At 52.4% G+C, this 14,929-nt stretch carries 14 protein-coding genes and 1 rRNA gene; 7 read left to right on the plus strand and 8 right to left on the minus strand.

Features of this window, described 5'->3' with window-relative positions:
- Position 1 precedes the first annotated feature (1 nt).
- Positions 2 to 117: ribosomal RNA gene (gene rrf, locus WB237_RS00005) — 5S ribosomal RNA — on the plus strand.
- Positions 118 to 327: 210 nt separating this feature from the next.
- Positions 328 to 1,623: an MFS transporter gene (locus tag WB237_RS00010; RefSeq protein ID WP_336209272.1), complete on the plus strand. Its 1,296-nt coding sequence runs from the start codon at positions 328 to 330 to the stop codon at positions 1,621 to 1,623.
- Here WB237_RS00010 and WB237_RS00015 read toward each other — a convergent pair.
- From WB237_RS00015 to trxC, 5 genes are all read right to left on the minus strand, one after another.
- Complete coding sequence (locus tag WB237_RS00015; RefSeq protein WP_049005940.1) at positions 1,620 to 1,943, minus strand: YfiM family lipoprotein; 324 nt, start codon at positions 1,941 to 1,943, stop codon at positions 1,620 to 1,622. The genes WB237_RS00010 and WB237_RS00015 overlap by 4 nt on opposite strands.
- 44 nt (positions 1,944 to 1,987) lie before the next feature.
- A complete protein-coding gene (gene pssA / locus WB237_RS00020; protein ID WP_028016047.1) occupies positions 1,988 to 3,343 on the minus strand; it encodes a CDP-diacylglycerol--serine O-phosphatidyltransferase in 1,356 nt (451 codons plus the stop codon).
- A gap of 110 nt (positions 3,344 to 3,453) precedes the next feature.
- Positions 3,454 to 6,117, minus strand: a complete 2,664-nt coding sequence (locus tag WB237_RS00030) for a bifunctional acetate--CoA ligase family protein/GNAT family N-acetyltransferase (RefSeq protein ID WP_336209275.1) — start codon at positions 6,115 to 6,117, stop codon at positions 3,454 to 3,456.
- Between the two features lie 35 nt (positions 6,118 to 6,152).
- The gene (gene tapT, locus WB237_RS00035) at positions 6,153 to 6,851 is read right to left on the minus strand and encodes a tRNA-uridine aminocarboxypropyltransferase (RefSeq protein WP_336209277.1); all 699 of its coding nucleotides are present in this window, start codon (positions 6,849 to 6,851) and stop codon (positions 6,153 to 6,155) included.
- 69 nt (positions 6,852 to 6,920) lie between these two features.
- Entirely contained in the window at positions 6,921 to 7,340 is a 420-nt protein-coding gene (trxC, locus tag WB237_RS00040) for a thioredoxin TrxC (protein ID WP_028016050.1), read from the minus strand.
- Positions 7,341 to 7,543: 203 nt separating this feature from the next.
- Between trxC and WB237_RS00045 the strand changes: the two genes are divergently transcribed.
- Entirely contained in the window at positions 7,544 to 8,644 is a 1,101-nt protein-coding gene (locus tag WB237_RS00045) for a tRNA/rRNA methyltransferase (protein ID WP_336209278.1), read from the plus strand.
- A 39-nt stretch (positions 8,645 to 8,683) separates the two neighbouring features.
- Here the strand turns inward: WB237_RS00045 and ung are convergent, their stop codons facing one another.
- Positions 8,684 to 9,373, minus strand: coding sequence for a uracil-DNA glycosylase (ung, locus tag WB237_RS00050; RefSeq protein WP_028016052.1), 690 nt, complete (start codon positions 9,371 to 9,373; stop codon positions 8,684 to 8,686).
- A 313-nt stretch (positions 9,374 to 9,686) separates the two neighbouring features.
- Between ung and grcA the strand changes: the two genes are divergently transcribed.
- A complete protein-coding gene (gene grcA, locus WB237_RS00055; RefSeq protein WP_008502190.1) occupies positions 9,687 to 10,070 on the plus strand; it encodes an autonomous glycyl radical cofactor GrcA in 384 nt (127 codons plus the stop codon).
- 56 nt (positions 10,071 to 10,126) lie between these two features.
- Here grcA and srmB read toward each other — a convergent pair whose 3' ends face one another.
- Positions 10,127 to 11,455, minus strand: coding sequence for an ATP-dependent RNA helicase SrmB (srmB, locus tag WB237_RS00060; RefSeq protein ID WP_028016053.1), 1,329 nt, complete (start codon positions 11,453 to 11,455; stop codon positions 10,127 to 10,129).
- A 132-nt stretch (positions 11,456 to 11,587) separates the two neighbouring features.
- Between srmB and trmN the strand changes: the two genes are divergently transcribed.
- Positions 11,588 to 12,325, plus strand: coding sequence for a tRNA(1)(Val) (adenine(37)-N(6))-methyltransferase TrmN (trmN, locus tag WB237_RS00065; protein WP_129995169.1), 738 nt, complete (start codon positions 11,588 to 11,590; stop codon positions 12,323 to 12,325).
- Here the strand turns inward: trmN and nadB are convergent.
- Entirely contained in the window at positions 12,310 to 13,929 is a 1,620-nt protein-coding gene (gene nadB, locus WB237_RS00070; protein ID WP_049005949.1) for an L-aspartate oxidase, read from the minus strand. The two genes, trmN and nadB, sit on opposite strands and share 16 nt — an antisense overlap.
- A gap of 343 nt (positions 13,930 to 14,272) precedes the next feature.
- Here nadB and rseD point away from each other — a divergent pair, with 343 nt between their 5' ends.
- On the plus strand, positions 14,273 to 14,356 hold the full coding sequence (gene rseD, locus WB237_RS23000; protein ID WP_223605340.1) for a rpoE leader peptide RseD: 84 nt from the start codon (positions 14,273 to 14,275) through the stop codon (positions 14,354 to 14,356).
- Positions 14,353 to 14,928: an RNA polymerase sigma factor RpoE gene (gene rpoE, locus WB237_RS00075; RefSeq protein ID WP_006176728.1), complete on the plus strand. Its 576-nt coding sequence runs from the start codon at positions 14,353 to 14,355 to the stop codon at positions 14,926 to 14,928. Before rseD ends, rpoE begins: the two co-directional genes overlap by 4 nt.
- Position 14,929 lies beyond the last annotated feature (1 nt).

The raw sequence follows: 14,929 nt of genomic DNA on the forward strand, positions 1-14,929 counted from the left end.
GCCTGGCGGCTTTAGCGCGGTGGTCCCACCTGACCCCATGCCGAACTCAGAAGTGAAACGCCGTAGCGCCGATGGTAGTGTGGGGTCTCCCCATGTGAGAGTAGGGAACTGCCAGGCATCAAATAAGAAGAACCCCGTACCGTAAGGTGCGGGGTTTTTTGCTTTGTCTTTTCTTAATCTGACCTTTCTCTTAATCCCTTATCCTGCTAATGGAATGTGTGATCGCTGTCTCAATGTTATTTATAACAAAATTATAACATTTCATTTACGAGGTAATTGAGTTTCCTGACTCAATACACCGCAGTTTATGGCAGGAGCATAATCACAATGACTGAAAGCATTGCATCAAACGGGACGCTGGCTACCAGTGATACCCGAAGAAGGGTATGGGCAATCGTCAGTGCCTCTTCAGGGAATCTGGTTGAATGGTTCGACTTTTACGTCTACTCATTCTGTTCACTCTACTTCGCACATATTTTCTTTCCCTCCGGCAACACCACGACGCAGCTTCTACAAACGGCAGGCGTTTTTGCTGCAGGATTCCTGATGCGACCGATCGGGGGCTGGTTGTTCGGCCGCATTGCGGATCGTCGCGGACGTAAGGCCTCAATGCTTATCTCGGTTTGTATGATGTGCTTTGGCTCTCTGGTGATCGCCTGCCTGCCAGGATATGAATCCATTGGTACCTGGGCTCCCGCGCTACTTTTACTGGCCCGCTTATTTCAGGGGCTATCGGTGGGGGGGGAATACGGTACCAGTGCGACCTACATGAGTGAGATTGCTCTGGAAGGTCGTAAAGGTTTTTACGCCTCCTTCCAGTATGTCACGCTTATTGGCGGTCAGTTGCTGGCCATTCTTGTGGTGGTTATCCTGCAGCAGATTCTGACGGACGAACAACTCCACGCCTGGGGATGGCGAATTCCTTTCGCAATGGGGGCAGTACTGGCGATCGTCGCACTTTGGCTACGCCGTCAGTTGGATGAAACCTCTCAGAAAGAGGTCAGAACGCTGAAGGAGGCGGGAACCTTCAAAGGGTTATGGCGTAACCGTAAAGCTTTCCTGATGGTGCTGGGCTTCACTGCGGGTGGCTCTCTCAGTTTCTACACGTTCACCACCTATATGCAAAAGTACCTGGTGAACACTACCGGAATGCACGCAAACGTCGCCAGTGTCGTCATGACTGTAGCGCTCTTTGTCTTTATGCTCATACAACCCATCATCGGTGCACTCTCGGATAAAATTGGCCGGCGGACGTCGATGCTGATTTTTGGCGGGCTGTCGGCGTTATGTACCGTACCTATTCTGACTGCTCTTCAGCATGTGACTTCGCCGTATGCAGCATTTGCGCTGGTTATGCTGGCGATGGTGATTGTCAGTTTCTATACCTCGATCAGTGGGATACTGAAAGCCGAAATGTTCCCGGCGCAGGTACGTGCTTTAGGAGTCGGGCTCTCTTATGCGGTAGCCAATGCGTTGTTTGGCGGATCGGCTGAGTATATTGCGTTGTCTCTTAAATCATGGGGAAGTGAAACGACATTCTTCTGGTACGTCACTGCAATGGGGGCGCTGGCATTTATCGTATCCCTGATGCTTCATCGCAAAGGGAAAGGCATCCGGCTTTAATAGTGCGCCATTTGCCACACAGCATAGCCAGTCGTTGCGCCGGCGACATCCCAGGCAAAATCTTTCCAGCTCCAGCCGCTCCCTGCGGGGCGGCTATCCCACAATTCTTTAGATGCCCCAAGACCGACAGAGAACATCAACCCTATCGCCGCGCTACGATCCCGGCTGTATCCCTGATGCTGAGCATATTCATTACCGGCTGCGGACAACATCGCGGAAGCGAGAAAATGTTGGGCTTTATCCTGACCGGACCAGCTATCGTTTGCCATATGGCTACAGCCGGTGAGGGCGAGAGTAGTTAGCAGGAGAGGGATGCGCATCAAGAACTCCATAAAAAAGCCCCGTCGAAGACAGGGCTGTGGCATTACAGAATACGGCTGATAAGTCGGTCGATACGGATACGACGTAAACGGCGGATAAGTTTGCGGACCTTCACCGGATAATCGGCAATGCTCTGCAGTTCGCGGTAATGATTAACCACAGTGGTATGTGTGCGAATCAGCTCCAGCTCACGCTCACGTTTTGCGGCTAACTCATGCTGTGGGTCATGGATCAGGATAGCGTTTTCCAGATCCAGTCGCCACGCGCGCGGGTTCAGGTTGTTACCGGTCAGTAGCATCCACTCATCGTCGACCCACATACCTTTGAGATGGTAAGTGTTGTCTTCATCTTTCCACAGACGCACAACCAGCTGGTCAGTGTTTACGTAATACTGTAAACGACTCAGGAAACGGCGCAGGTTAATCTCATAGAGGTAAGGAAGCGCACCGATAATTTTGAACGGCTGATCTTCAGGAATAAAGAAGTCGTTAGCCGTTTTATCCCCAACGATGATTTCCACTTTTTTACCATCGCGCAGCAGCTGAATGATATTACGCACCAGCACGGCAGGAAGGTTGAAGTACGGTGTACAGATGGTGAGTTTCTGCTCTGCACACGGCATCAGATGGAAGATCGTTTTATTTAGCAGGCTTGATTTGCCGAGCCCTACCAGCGGGGTAACGGATAACTCTTCGTTGTTTGCATCGCCCTGGAAATGATAGACCGCATCGCGCAGCTCCTGGCGGAATGCACGAACATCATTTTTGATTTCCGGGCTTTTAGGGCGCTCTGGATCGTCAAGGCGATTTACACCACGGCCATGAACCAGATTTTTATCAACCCAGTTAAACATGATATCGGCCATCTGAGGATTACGAATCAGATGGTAGCGGTCGTAGCGATACTTATCGAGCTGATGGAGGTAAACATCATTCAGACTAGCACCACTGTAAAGTACGCTGTCATCAATGATGAAACCCTTGAAATGAAGGACGCCGAGCGCTTCACGAGTATTAACAGGCACACCATAGACAGGAACATCGACGCCAGGATTCTCCTGCGCCATGCGGCAATACCAGTCAGCATTGGTGTTTGAAGCGGCAGCGCCAATACGACCACGCTGAGCGCGATGCCAGTCAACCAGCACGCGAACATCAAGTTCAGGACGTTGACGTTTGGCTTCATAGAGCGCGTTCAGGATCCCGCGCCCGCCTTCGTCTTGTTCCAGATACAGTGCCACAATGCAAATGCGTCGCGTGGCACTGGCAATCTTTTCCAGAAGCGTCTCCCGAAAATGAGCGGGAGCGTAAAAGAACTCTACATCATCAACTGACTGAGAAATCTTCGGTAGTTGAGCAAGGTGTTGTTGATGTTTATTACGCTTAAATTTTGACAACATCACAGTGCGTTTCTTCTCTGTTCATTGAAGGGTTGTCTGTACCATGCAAACAACATAAGCGGACAATGATACCACCAGTCCCGTCCAAAGTGGGTAACATTTCCAGTAGCTTACTCGTGTTTATCTGCTGATGTCAGGTTGAGGGACAAGGCAACAATACCTTCGTCCAGTTGAATATCAACATCAAATCCAAGTTTTCGCGCCAGGGTCACCATACCGCGATTGTTAGGCATAGTAATGCCATTCAGGCGTAACAATCCGTGATCTCGCGTATAACTGATGAGTTTTTCCAGCAGTCGTCTCCCCAGACCCAGGCCTTTTAGATCAGAGCGCACCAACACGGCAAACTCCGCATCAACATTATCCGGATCAGAAATAGCACGCGTTACGCCAAGGATCTCATCACCCTTATCGGAACGACGAATGGCGACAAAAGCCATTTCTCGATCGTAGTCGATCTGGGTCATATTGGCTAAATCATCGTGGGTAAATTCGTTGATTTCACTAAAATAGCGATAGTAAAGATCCTCTTTCGTGACCTGAGAGATAAAAGCCCGTAGCTGCGGCTCATCTTCAGGCAGAATTGGGCGGAACAATGCCCGTTCCCCATTTTTCATCTCTACCCACTCTTCCAGTTGCAGCGGGTAAGGACGGATCGCCAGACGGCTCTCTCTGTCACCTTCGAATGGCGCGATATCCAGCGTCACGTCCAGCGCCGTAAACTCATTACCGGAGGCGAGAAGGGGGTGGATATCCAGCCGCTGGATCTCTGCACAATCAACTATCAGGTTAGACACCTGCACAAGGAATTGACTTAATCCGGCAATATCAAGCGGACGCAACGCACTGCGGCCACGGATCTTTCTGCTTTTTATAGCCTGAATGATCAGATAACGCGCCAGGTTCATGTTCAGCGGAGGCAACGCGACCACTGCCTGTTCTGCCGGACGCCACTCAACGCCGCCTTCTCCCAGCATGATGAGCGGACCAAACACGGGATCGTGTTCAACCACCACCCGTAGCTCCTGAGCACCTGCGCGGTTAGCCATACTTTGCACCAGCAACCCGTGGATCCTTGCCTGCGGCCAGGCCATTTTGACCCGGTCGAAAATAGCATCTGCTGCTTGCTGAACCTCCGTTGCCGTACGCAGGTATAACATCACCCCCTGAATATCAGACTTATGCGGGATATCCGGTGAACGCAACTTAAGGGCAACCGGATAGCCAATTTGTTCGGCAATATGCACAGCTTCAGCACTGTCACTGGCAATCCAGGTGGGTAGGGTTTGCATTCCGTAACTACCGAGAATGGGCTGAACTTCATGCGTATCAAGCGTCGTCGCACCCTCTTCAATAGCCTGTTGTAAAAGACGGTGAACGTCGACGGTGTTCGCCGTCAAATTACCGGGCAACGCCGGGGTTTCGCGTAACTGTTTCTGGTTACGGCGATACTCGACCATATGCATAAATGCAGTGATGGTGCCTTCCGGAGTACGATAGGTTGGCAGACCAGCTTCACTAAACAAGCGGCGCGCCTCCTGAGAGGAAAACTCACCGCACCAGTTGGTCAGTAAAGTGACATATTTGCCACGTGGATGATTGCGTACGGTATCAATGAGTGCACGCGCACTTTCACTACCCGGAGCGGCCGCGCTGGGGGAGTGGATAATCATCAGTGCGTCGAAATCCTGGCTATCCAGCAAAATCGAGATGGCCTTGATATAGCGATCGCTGCTGGCGTCATCGCGTAAGTCAAGCGGGTTGTCAGGCGTCACACTCGTCGGGAGAGCTTCTCTCAGACGTTGCAGCGTCTCTTCACCCAGCGTTGCCAGCTTACCGAAGCGCCGCCACAGTTCATCCAGCGCGAGTGCAGCAGGGGCGGCACCGTTACTGACAATCATTAACTTCTCACCACGCAATGGGCGCATATGGCTTAGCGTCTCGACGGCGGAAAAAAGCTCGTGTGTATCCTGTACCCGCAGCAAACCTGCACGTTGAATGGCGGCGTCCCAGGCAGGATCCATACCGGAATGCGACTGCAGAAGTCGCTGGGCTGCAGGGCTACGCCCACTTTTGATCACCAGGATCGGTTTATTGCGCGAGGCGCTTCGTGAAGCCGATACAAAACGACGGGCATCGCTGAGGTGCTCAAGGTAAAGCAGGATTGCGCTGGTTTTACTGTCGCGAGCCAGAAAATCAAGGAGCTCATCAACGTCAATATCCAGGCTGTCACCCAGGGCAATGAAGTAGGAGAACCCCATTTCACGCTGCTGAGCCCAGTCGAGGATAGTGTTCGATACCGCCGCCGATTGCGAGATAAACGCGAGTTTACCTTTACGGATTGGTACAGGGGAGAAGCTGGCATTCAGCCCCTGCCAGGGGGCGAGCAGACCAAGACTGTTTGGCCCAAGGATGCGCATTTGATAACGACTGGCGCATGCCAGCAGCTCTGGTTGTTGTTCAGGTGGAGACGAGAGAATTATGCAGGTTTTACACCCTTTTTTACCGAGTGATTCCAGCAGTTCCGGATTTCGTTTCGCATTGGTACACAATACGGCAAGATCGGGAACGAAAGGCAGGCTCTGTACATCCGGCCAGGCAAGTACCCCCTGAACTGCCTTGTAGGCAGGCGTCACGGGCATAACAGGGCCATTAAATCCTCCGGCTAGCAGGTTGCGCATCATCAGATAGCCTGCACGATCCGGTTTCATTGAGGCGCCGATAACGGCAATGGATTTAGGACGTAATAGCGCTTCTAACCCTCTCTGGCTCATGCAGGCCTCCTGTGAATGCAAGCGACCTGATGATTTTAAACGCTTTCTGTCTCTGTTGCTGTGATACTGCCCTTATGAACGGTTTTTCCCGCCAGATAGCGCTCGCGAAAGCGGGAGAAATGGTTGCCCAGGGCGCTTGCCGCTGCGGCATCGCCTGCTAAATCCAGAAGCGCAATGGCCACTTCGGCAGTGCAGTATTGCCCGTCGGCATGCGCTTCACGCAGGCGGTAGGCGGAGACCCGGGAAAGATCGACAGAAATCACCGGCAGTGCGTCAAGATAAGGGCTTTTACGAAACATTTTTCGTGCTTCGGTCCAGGTACCATCCAGCATAATAAACAGGGGCGGTTTACCGGATGGTGGAGCCGAAACCACTTGACGATCGGCGCCTGCATAAGAGGCCGGGAAAACGACCATGGGCTGATAGTCCGGGTTCGTCACTGCGTCGAGCAGGGCCTGTGGTGGCTCCGTGCGCGACCACTGAAACGCAGTGGTGTCAGGCAGAATATCGGCAATCAGGCGACCCGTATTACTGGGTTTCATCGGCTCAGTATCGAACATCACCAGACAAAAACGGCTCTCCGCTGTACTCGGGGCCAGCGTCTCGCACAGGCAAACCTTTAGCGGCAGCAGGCATCGTTGGCAACGACGGATTCGATTGCCACGGGCAAGAAAGGGACGCGTTGAGCGCGCAAGGCGTTCGGCACGTAATTGAAGGACAGCGTTATCAGTCATGGGCGAAATGCAGGAAAAACCCTATTTTCGCAGAGGTGGGAACGGGGCACAAGATGCGCCCCGTGAATGTTACAGCGACTCGTTTAACCAGCTTTCAAAAGGTGCTTTTGGAACCGCACCGTTGAGCATATCGATCACTTCACCCTTTTTGAAAATCATAATGGTCGGGATGCTGCGAATACGAAAACGTGCGCTCAGTTCGGGTTCCGCTTCGGTATTGACCTTAACGAACCGCATTTTCCCGTTACGCTCTTCTGCCACATCTTCGAAGATCGGTGCGAAGCTACGGCATGGGCCGCACCATGGCGCCCAGAAGTCGACTACTACAGGAAGATCATCCTTGAGGAGTTTGTCCAGCGTAGCACCCGTTGCGTTAATGACATCGCCATCAAACAATTCATGGCCACAACGCCCGCATTTCGCACCATCTTCAATTCGATCATCCGGAATGCGATTGAGAGCCTGACAGTTGGCACATACGGTATTCATAACTAACCTCTGATAGAGCCGTGGGACAGCGGCAAACGCCGATAATGTTTCTAATATGTTACATATTATCAATGAGCCTGTTTGAAACAACAATGCGTTTTATTCAATGAGAACAATAGTCACAGGCTTTTGTACGAAATTATGGCTATGCGCTGGCACATCGGGTAATCTGCGCGCTTCGCGCAGCGCTGGTGGAGAAAAGCATGAACGACGAAATGAAAAACAAAAGCGGCAAGGTCAAAGTGATGTATGTCCGCAGTGATGATGACTCTGATAAACGCACCCAAAATCCGCGTACCGGAAAAGGTGGCGGGCGTCCGGCGTCTTCTCGTGCAGACGGTGGCCGTCGCCCCGCCCGCGATGACAGAAATAACCGCGGTGATGACCGCCAACGTGATGACCGTAAGCGTGACGATCGCAAACGCGATGACCGTCCACGTGATGACTTCTCACGTGATAACTCATCCCCGTGGCGTACCGTTTCTCGCGCGCCTGGCGATGAGACGCCAGAAAAAGCCGATCACGGTGGTATCAGCGGTAAAAGCTTTATCGACCCGGAAGTGCTGCGTCGTCAGCGGGCTGAAGAGACTCGCGTGTATGGCGAGAATGCCTGCCAGGCGCTGTTCCAGAGCCGTCCTGAGTGCATCGTCCGCGCCTGGTTTATTCAGAGTGTGACCCCACGCTTTAAAGAAGCGCTGCGCTGGATGGCCGCAAACCGTAAAGCCTATCACGTGGTAGATGATGCCGAGTTGACCAAAGCGTCCGGTACCGAACACCACGGTGGTGTTTGCTTCCTGATCAAAAAACGTAACGGTACTACCGTCCAGCAATGGGTCAGCCAGGCAGAGGCTGATGACTGCGTGCTGGCACTGGAAGATGTGGGTAACCCGCATAATCTGGGTGCGATGATGCGTAGCTGCGCGCACTTCGGCGTGAAAGGCGTGCTGTTGCAGGATGCTGCACTGCTGGAATCAGGTGCGGCGATCCGTACTGCAGAAGGTGGTGCTGAGCACGTTCAGCCGATCACCGGCGACAGCGTTCTGGATGCTATTGAGCAGTTCCGTAAAGCGGGCTATTCCATCGTGACCACCTCGAGCCATGCCGGTACGCCGCTGTTCAAAGCGACGCTGCCGCGTAAAATGGTGCTGGTGCTGGGTCAGGAGCGCGATGGTCTGTCTGACGCGGCGCTCTCCAGTGCGGATTTGAGTGTCTCTATCGACGGGACAGGTAATGTGGAAAGTCTGAACGTATCCGTTGCGACTGGCGTATTGCTGGCCGAGTGGTGGCGTCAGAATAAGGCATAAGCCTCTTAATGTGCCGGGTTAGACCCGGCACATTAAATACTACTCGCTTTCTGCCGGTAACACAGGCATCCAGTCAATTGGCGTTTCGCCACGTTTTTCCAGCCATTCGTTCGCCAGAACAAAATGATTACTGCCAAAGAAGCCGCGATGTGCAGACAACGGTGACGGGTGCGGCGCCTTCAATACGTGATGACGCTGACGGTCGATAATCGCCCCTTTCTTCTGCGCGTGAGAACCCCAGAGTAAAAATACCACGCCTTCACGATGCTCGTTGATCAGGCTGATGACTTTGTCTGTAAACGTTTCCCAGCCCAGGCTTGCGTGTGAGTGCGCCTGACCCGCCCGTACGGTAAGCACCGTATTCAGTAACAGCACGCCCTGGCGCGCCCAGCTTTCCAGATAACCGTGAGTGGGGCGGGTAAACCCGGGCAGCGTTCCCTCAAGCTCTTTATACATGTTCAGCAGAGAAGGGGGGATAGCCACGCCCGGGCGTACTGAGAACGCCAGCCCGTGCGCCTGCCCTGGGCCATGGTAAGGATCCTGTCCGAGGATAACGACTTTGACATCGCTTAATTCGGTATAGCGAAACGCGTTGAAAACATCTTTCTGTGGCGGATAAATCGTCTGGCCAGATTGCCGCTCTGTCGCAACGGTGCTGAGAGTATTAATAAAATAGGGCTGCTGTTTTTCTTCGGCCAGCACGTCGTGCCAGGTTAAAGGTGTCGTCATCTCGCTCTCCTGCGAATCTCATCTGCACCTAGCTTACCCGTTAAATTCCTGGGTGCAAAATTACAGGCAGAAATTGACTGTAAGTCCCTCAATTTATTTTGAAAATATGCAGGTAATATTGAATTGGTAAGGTAATGAAATTGATCTAAAACAATAAATTCAAACCACACTCTTTGTGTGGTTGGTGTTTTTGTTGATTTAAATCAATAAATCACAGGGGTGCGAATGATATATATACACACAAGAAACATTGGTTTTACCAATTGGCCTGAAGAGGCCGACATCAGTTAATGTAGCCTAAGGGAGGCAACACATGATTACAGGTATCCAGATTACTAAAGCTGCAAATGACGATCTGCTCAACTCTTTCTGGCTGCTGGACAGCGAGAAAAACGAAGCACGTTGTGTCGTCGCGAAAGCCGGTTTTGCTGAAGATGAAATTGTTCCAGTCAGCAAGCTGGGCGAAATTGAATACCGTGAAATCCCAATGGAAGTGAAACCGGAAGTACGTGTGGAAGGTGGTCAGCACCTGAACGTTAACGTGCTGCGTCGCGAAACGCTGATGGATGCGGTTGAGCACCCTGAAAAATACCCACAGCTGACCATTCGCGTGTCTGGCTATGCAGTACGCTTCAACTCTCTGACCCCAGAACAACAGCGCGACGTTATCGCTCGTACCTTTACTGAAAGCCTGTAATAGTTTCAGCCGTGGGGGCAGAATAAAAAAAGCCGGGGATTTTCCCCGGCTTTTTATTACTCTTCAGTCTTCGTTTCCTGCGCGGCAGCGCTTGGCTTACGGCGCTTACCAATGTTTTTGGTATCGCGGTGACGCTGCTTCACGCGTGGCTTCTCTTTTTCTTTCTCTTTTCTCTCAGCACGTTTCGCGAGCGCTTTCTTGGACGGTTTACCCGTCATTTTTTCACTCGGTGCACGTGTGGTCGGGCGCAGGCCATCAATAACACGGGCTTTCAATGGCTCATCCACATAGCGGCCAATTTTCTGCAGCAACAGGTAGTCATGTGCTTCGACCAGTGAAATAGCAATACCTTTACGGCCCGCGCGGCCGGTACGGCCAATTCGGTGCAGGTAGGTATCCCCGCTGCGTGGCATATCGAAGTTAATGACGTGGCTGACGTCAGGGATGTCGATCCCGCGAGCGGCAACGTCAGTCGCAACCAGCACGTTAACGCGGCCATCGGTCAGGCGCTTAATGCCTTCGGTACGTTTGATCTGTGCCATCTCGCCTTCAAGATAGCAGTTATTGATCCCGGCATTGCGCAGCATTTCAGCCAGCTCGTGCACGCGCTCGCGCTTACGCACAAACACGATTGTGCGCAGCGCATCTTCCTGCTTCAGCAGGTGTTTGAGCAATTCGACCTTGTGCTCAAGGTTGTCCGCGCGGTAGTACCACTGGTGGATCTTCTTACGCTCACGGGTGGACGGCGTCGCTGACACTTCCACCGGATCTTCCAGCAGACGCTCTGCGAAGTCTTTAATCGCTTCCCCTTCGAGGGTGGCAGAGAACAGCATCGTCTGGTTACGCCAGCGCGTTTCACCCGCAATATGCTCAATATCCTGTGCAAAGCCCATATCCAGCATACGGTCGGCTTCGTCGAGGATCAGCGTTTCAACCGCGCGGCAGTCGAAGTTCTCTTCTTTAATGTACTGCAGCAGGCGGCCCGTCGTCGCAACGACGATGTCCTGGTTTTCGCTGAACACTTCGGCGTGGTTCATATACGCAACGCCGCCGGTGATGGTGGCGATATCCAGATGAGTATTTGCCGCGAGCTCGCGCGCGTGATCGGCCACCTGCATGGCCAGCTCGCGCGTAGGCGTCAGGATTAAAATACGCGGCGGGCCAGATTTTTTACGTGGAAAATCGAGCAGATGCTGCAACACAGGCAGCAAATAGGCTGCTGTCTTCCCCGTGCCGGTTGGCGCAGAACCGAGCACATCGCGGCCCTCAAGCGCAGGCGGAATGGCCGCTGCCTGAATGGCGGTCGGGCGTGTAAAGCCTTTACTCTCAAGTGCATTGAGCAGGCTTTCATCGAGTTCAAGTTCGGAAAAAGTCGTTACAGTCATGTTCTACCTCTGTGTGGGGCGCTGATTATAGACGTTACGGCTGTAATCTTCATCTGTTTGTATGGATATCGCTTTTCGGTCACTTCGCTTTCCCCTATGCTACTCCAGTTTCACTTAGAAGGTTGCCCTGACATGTCTCAACTCAAAGCGCAGTTGCGCCGCGATGGTTTTACATTTAAACAATTTTTTGTCGCTCACGATCGCTGTGCTATGAAAGTCGGCACAGACGGTATTTTACTGGGAGCCTGGGCACCTGTCGCAGGTGTTAAGCGTATTCTTGATATCGGTACCGGCAGCGGGCTGGTGGCGTTGATGCTGGCGCAGCGTACGGAAGAACATGTCACGATTGATGCAGTTGAACTGGATGCGCAGGCCGCAGAGCAGGCGCGTGAAAATGCGGCCGAATCGCCCTGGGCTGACCGGATGAAAGTGGAATGCGCAGATGTGCTGACCTGGGCGCCTGAACAAACCGCGCGTTACGATCTGATCGTCAGCAACCCTCCCTACTATGAGCCCGGCGTTGAGTGCGGTTCACCGGAGCGCGAACAGGCGCGTTATACCGGCTCCCTCAACCATAAAGCACTGCTCACCAGTGCAGCAGAGCTCATCTCCGAAGAGGGTTTTTTCTGTGTCGTTCTGCCTGAGAGTACGGGCAATACATTCATCGGCATCGCCCAGGAGATTGGCTGGACGCTACGTTTGCGTACCGATATTTCGGATACGGAAGGACGGCTGCCGCACCGCGTACTGCTGGCGTTATCACCAAAAGAAGGTGAATGTTTTAATGACAGAATGGTGATCCGTGGGCCAGACCAGCGTTATTCCGAAGATTACACCGCTCTGACCCAGGCATTTTATCTGTTTATGTGAACCTGCGGTGAGAGTATCGACGGGCCGGATTCAGCAAGCTGATCAGGGTAATCCAGGGTATAGTGCAGCCCGCGACTCTCTTTACGCATCATCGCGCAGCGTACAATCAGTTCAGCGACCTGAACCAGATTGCGCAGCTCCAGCAAATTATTCGATACGCGGAAATTGGCATAATACTCATCAATTTCCTGTTGGAGCATGGTGATGCGGCGCAACGCGCGCTCAAGTCGTTTTGTCGTGCGTACAATCCCCACGTAGTCCCACATAAACAGTCGTAGCTCATGCCAGTTGTGCTGGATCACGACCAATTCGTCCGGGTTATCCACACGGCTTTCATCCCAGGCAGGCAGATGCTCTGTCTCGCGGGCGTACGGCATGCGTTTCGTGATGTCTTCCGCTGCAGACCAGCCGTACACCAGGCATTCAAGCAGTGAGTTAGAGGCCATACGGTTCGCACCGTGAAGTCCGGTATAGCTGACCTCACCGATTGCATACAGGCCATCTACATCCGTACGTCCATGATCGTCAACCATTACGCCACCACAGGTATAGTGGGCGGCAGGTACAATGGGCACCGGATCACGGGTTAAATCAATGCCCAGATTCAGCAGCTTTTCGTAAATCATCGGGAAGTGCTGGCGAATGAACTCTGCGGGCTTATGGCTGATATCGAGATACATACAGTCCACGCCAAGACGTTTCATTTCATGGTCGATGGCGCGGGCAACGATGTCACGTGGAGCGAGTTCACCTCTGGTATCAAAGTCCGGCATAAAGCGTGAGCCGTCAGGGCGTTTCAGGTAAGCACCTTCTCCGCGCAGCGCTTCCGTGAGCAGGAAGTTGCGTGCCTGAGGGTGGAACAATGCGGTCGGGTGAAACTGGTTAAATTCGAGGTTCGCCACGCGGCAACCGGCGCGCCAGGCCATGGCAATACCGTCTCCGGAGGCTATGTCCGGGTTGGTGGTGTACTGATACACTTTGGAGGCGCCGCCTGTAGCCAGTACGACAGCCTTCGCCTGACAAGTTTCAACCTTCTCTTTATTACGATTCCAGACCCAGGCACCCACGACGCGACGCGTGCCGGGCAGGCCAATTTTGTCGGAAATAATCAGGTCAACGGCATTACTCCGCTCAAGGACCCGAATATTAGGATGACTAAGAGCCTTACTGACCAGCGTAGTTTCAACCTCTTTACCCGTGGCATCCGCGGCGTGCAGGATGCGACGGTGGCTATGACCACCTTCTCGAGTAAGGTGATAGCTCTCCTCGCCATTGGGCTGAACCTGGGTATCAAATAATACCCCCTGGTCGATGAGCCATTGAACGCAATGACGGGCATTACTGGCGACAAACTCTGCTGCATGCGTATCCACGATCCCGGCGCCGGCAATCAACGTATCTTCAACGTGTGATGCAATGCTGTCTGTCTCGTCAAACACAGCGGCAATACCGCCCTGGGCATAAAATGTGGAACCTTCACTTATCGGCCCTTTACTCAGAACAATAACGTTCTGATGCTCGGCCAGACGCAGCGCCAGAGAGAGACCGGCAGCACCGCTGCCGATGATCAGTACATCACAATGAAGTTCAGGTGTTGTGTTCATGATTTTTGTTTAATTTACTAAACAGTGTTTGGTCAGAATAGCACCTGAATGCGAGATATCGCACGTTTTTTTTAAAGGCTGTTGCAATGACTAAACTCGTAAGGTGGCGTAAACAGGAGGTAAATGAATGAAATTATTTTGCGAAGCAGATCGTTAGTGTCAGATTTTGTGGTGAAATAAAGCCTGGGTTGCGTTACTCTTCTGGCGGGAAAAAGATGTTTCTTGTCAGAAAGTGGTGCGTATCGTGAACAGACTTATAATGAGAGAAAATGAACAGTCTGCGGCGCGATGAACAAAAACAAAGGCGTTACGGAACTTATTGAAGATCAGACACTCTAATTCGGTGCTTGCTCAAAGTGCGGTATTTCTAGAGTGGCGTTTCGATAACGCGTGGAATTTAGGTTTGGGGAGACATTACCTCGGATGAGCGAGCAGTTAACGGACCAGGTCCTGGTTGAACGGGTCCAGAAGGGAGATCAGAAAGCCTTTAACTTACTGGTGGTGCGCTACCAGCATAAAGTGGCGAGCCTGGTTTCCCGTTATGTACCGTCAGGTGATGTACCTGATGTGGTACAAGAGTCTTTTATCAAGGCCTATCGCGCGCTGGATTCTTTCCGGGGGGATAGTGCTTTTTATACCTGGCTGTACCGTATTGCGGTCAATACGGCAAAGAATTATCTGGTCGCTCAGGGACGTCGTCCACCTTCAAGTGATGTGGACGCAATCGACGCCGAAAACTTCGAAAGTGGCGGCGCATTGAAAGAAATTTCGAACCCTGAGAACTTAATGTTGTCAGAAGAACTGAGACAAATTGTTTTTCGCACGATCGAGTCGCTCCCGGAAGATTTACGCATGGCAATTACGTTACGGGAGCTGGATGGTCTGAGCTATGAAGAGATAGCCGCTATCATGGATTGTCCGGTCGGTACGGTACGTTCACGAATTTTCCGTGCGCGAGAAGCTATTGATAATAAAGTTCAACCGCTTATCAGGCGTTGAC

It is taken from the genome of Enterobacter sp. P82, assembly GCF_037053385.1.
Lineage (GTDB): Bacteria > Pseudomonadota > Gammaproteobacteria > Enterobacterales > Enterobacteriaceae > Enterobacter.

Coding starts and splice junctions, on each gene's coding strand:
- WB237_RS00010 (WP_336209272.1), top strand. CDS start 328: ATGACTGAAAGCATTGCATCAAACGGGACGCTGGCTACCAGTGATACC.
- WB237_RS00015 (WP_049005940.1), bottom strand. CDS start 1,943: ATGCGCATCCCTCTCCTGCTAACTACTCTCGCCCTCACCGGCTGTAGC.
- pssA (WP_028016047.1), bottom strand. CDS start 3,343: ATGTTGTCAAAATTTAAGCGTAATAAACATCAACAACACCTTGCTCAA.
- WB237_RS00030 (WP_336209275.1), bottom strand. CDS start 6,117: ATGAGCCAGAGAGGGTTAGAAGCGCTATTACGTCCTAAATCCATTGCC.
- tapT (WP_336209277.1), bottom strand. CDS start 6,851: ATGACTGATAACGCTGTCCTTCAATTACGTGCCGAACGCCTTGCGCGC.
- trxC (WP_028016050.1), bottom strand. CDS start 7,340: ATGAATACCGTATGTGCCAACTGTCAGGCTCTCAATCGCATTCCGGAT.
- WB237_RS00045 (WP_336209278.1), top strand. CDS start 7,544: ATGAACGACGAAATGAAAAACAAAAGCGGCAAGGTCAAAGTGATGTAT.
- ung (WP_028016052.1), bottom strand. CDS start 9,373: ATGACGACACCTTTAACCTGGCACGACGTGCTGGCCGAAGAAAAACAG.
- grcA (WP_008502190.1), top strand. CDS start 9,687: ATGATTACAGGTATCCAGATTACTAAAGCTGCAAATGACGATCTGCTC.
- srmB (WP_028016053.1), bottom strand. CDS start 11,455: ATGACTGTAACGACTTTTTCCGAACTTGAACTCGATGAAAGCCTGCTC.
- trmN (WP_129995169.1), top strand. CDS start 11,588: ATGTCTCAACTCAAAGCGCAGTTGCGCCGCGATGGTTTTACATTTAAA.
- nadB (WP_049005949.1), bottom strand. CDS start 13,929: ATGAACACAACACCTGAACTTCATTGTGATGTACTGATCATCGGCAGC.
- rpoE (WP_006176728.1), top strand. CDS start 14,353: ATGAGCGAGCAGTTAACGGACCAGGTCCTGGTTGAACGGGTCCAGAAG.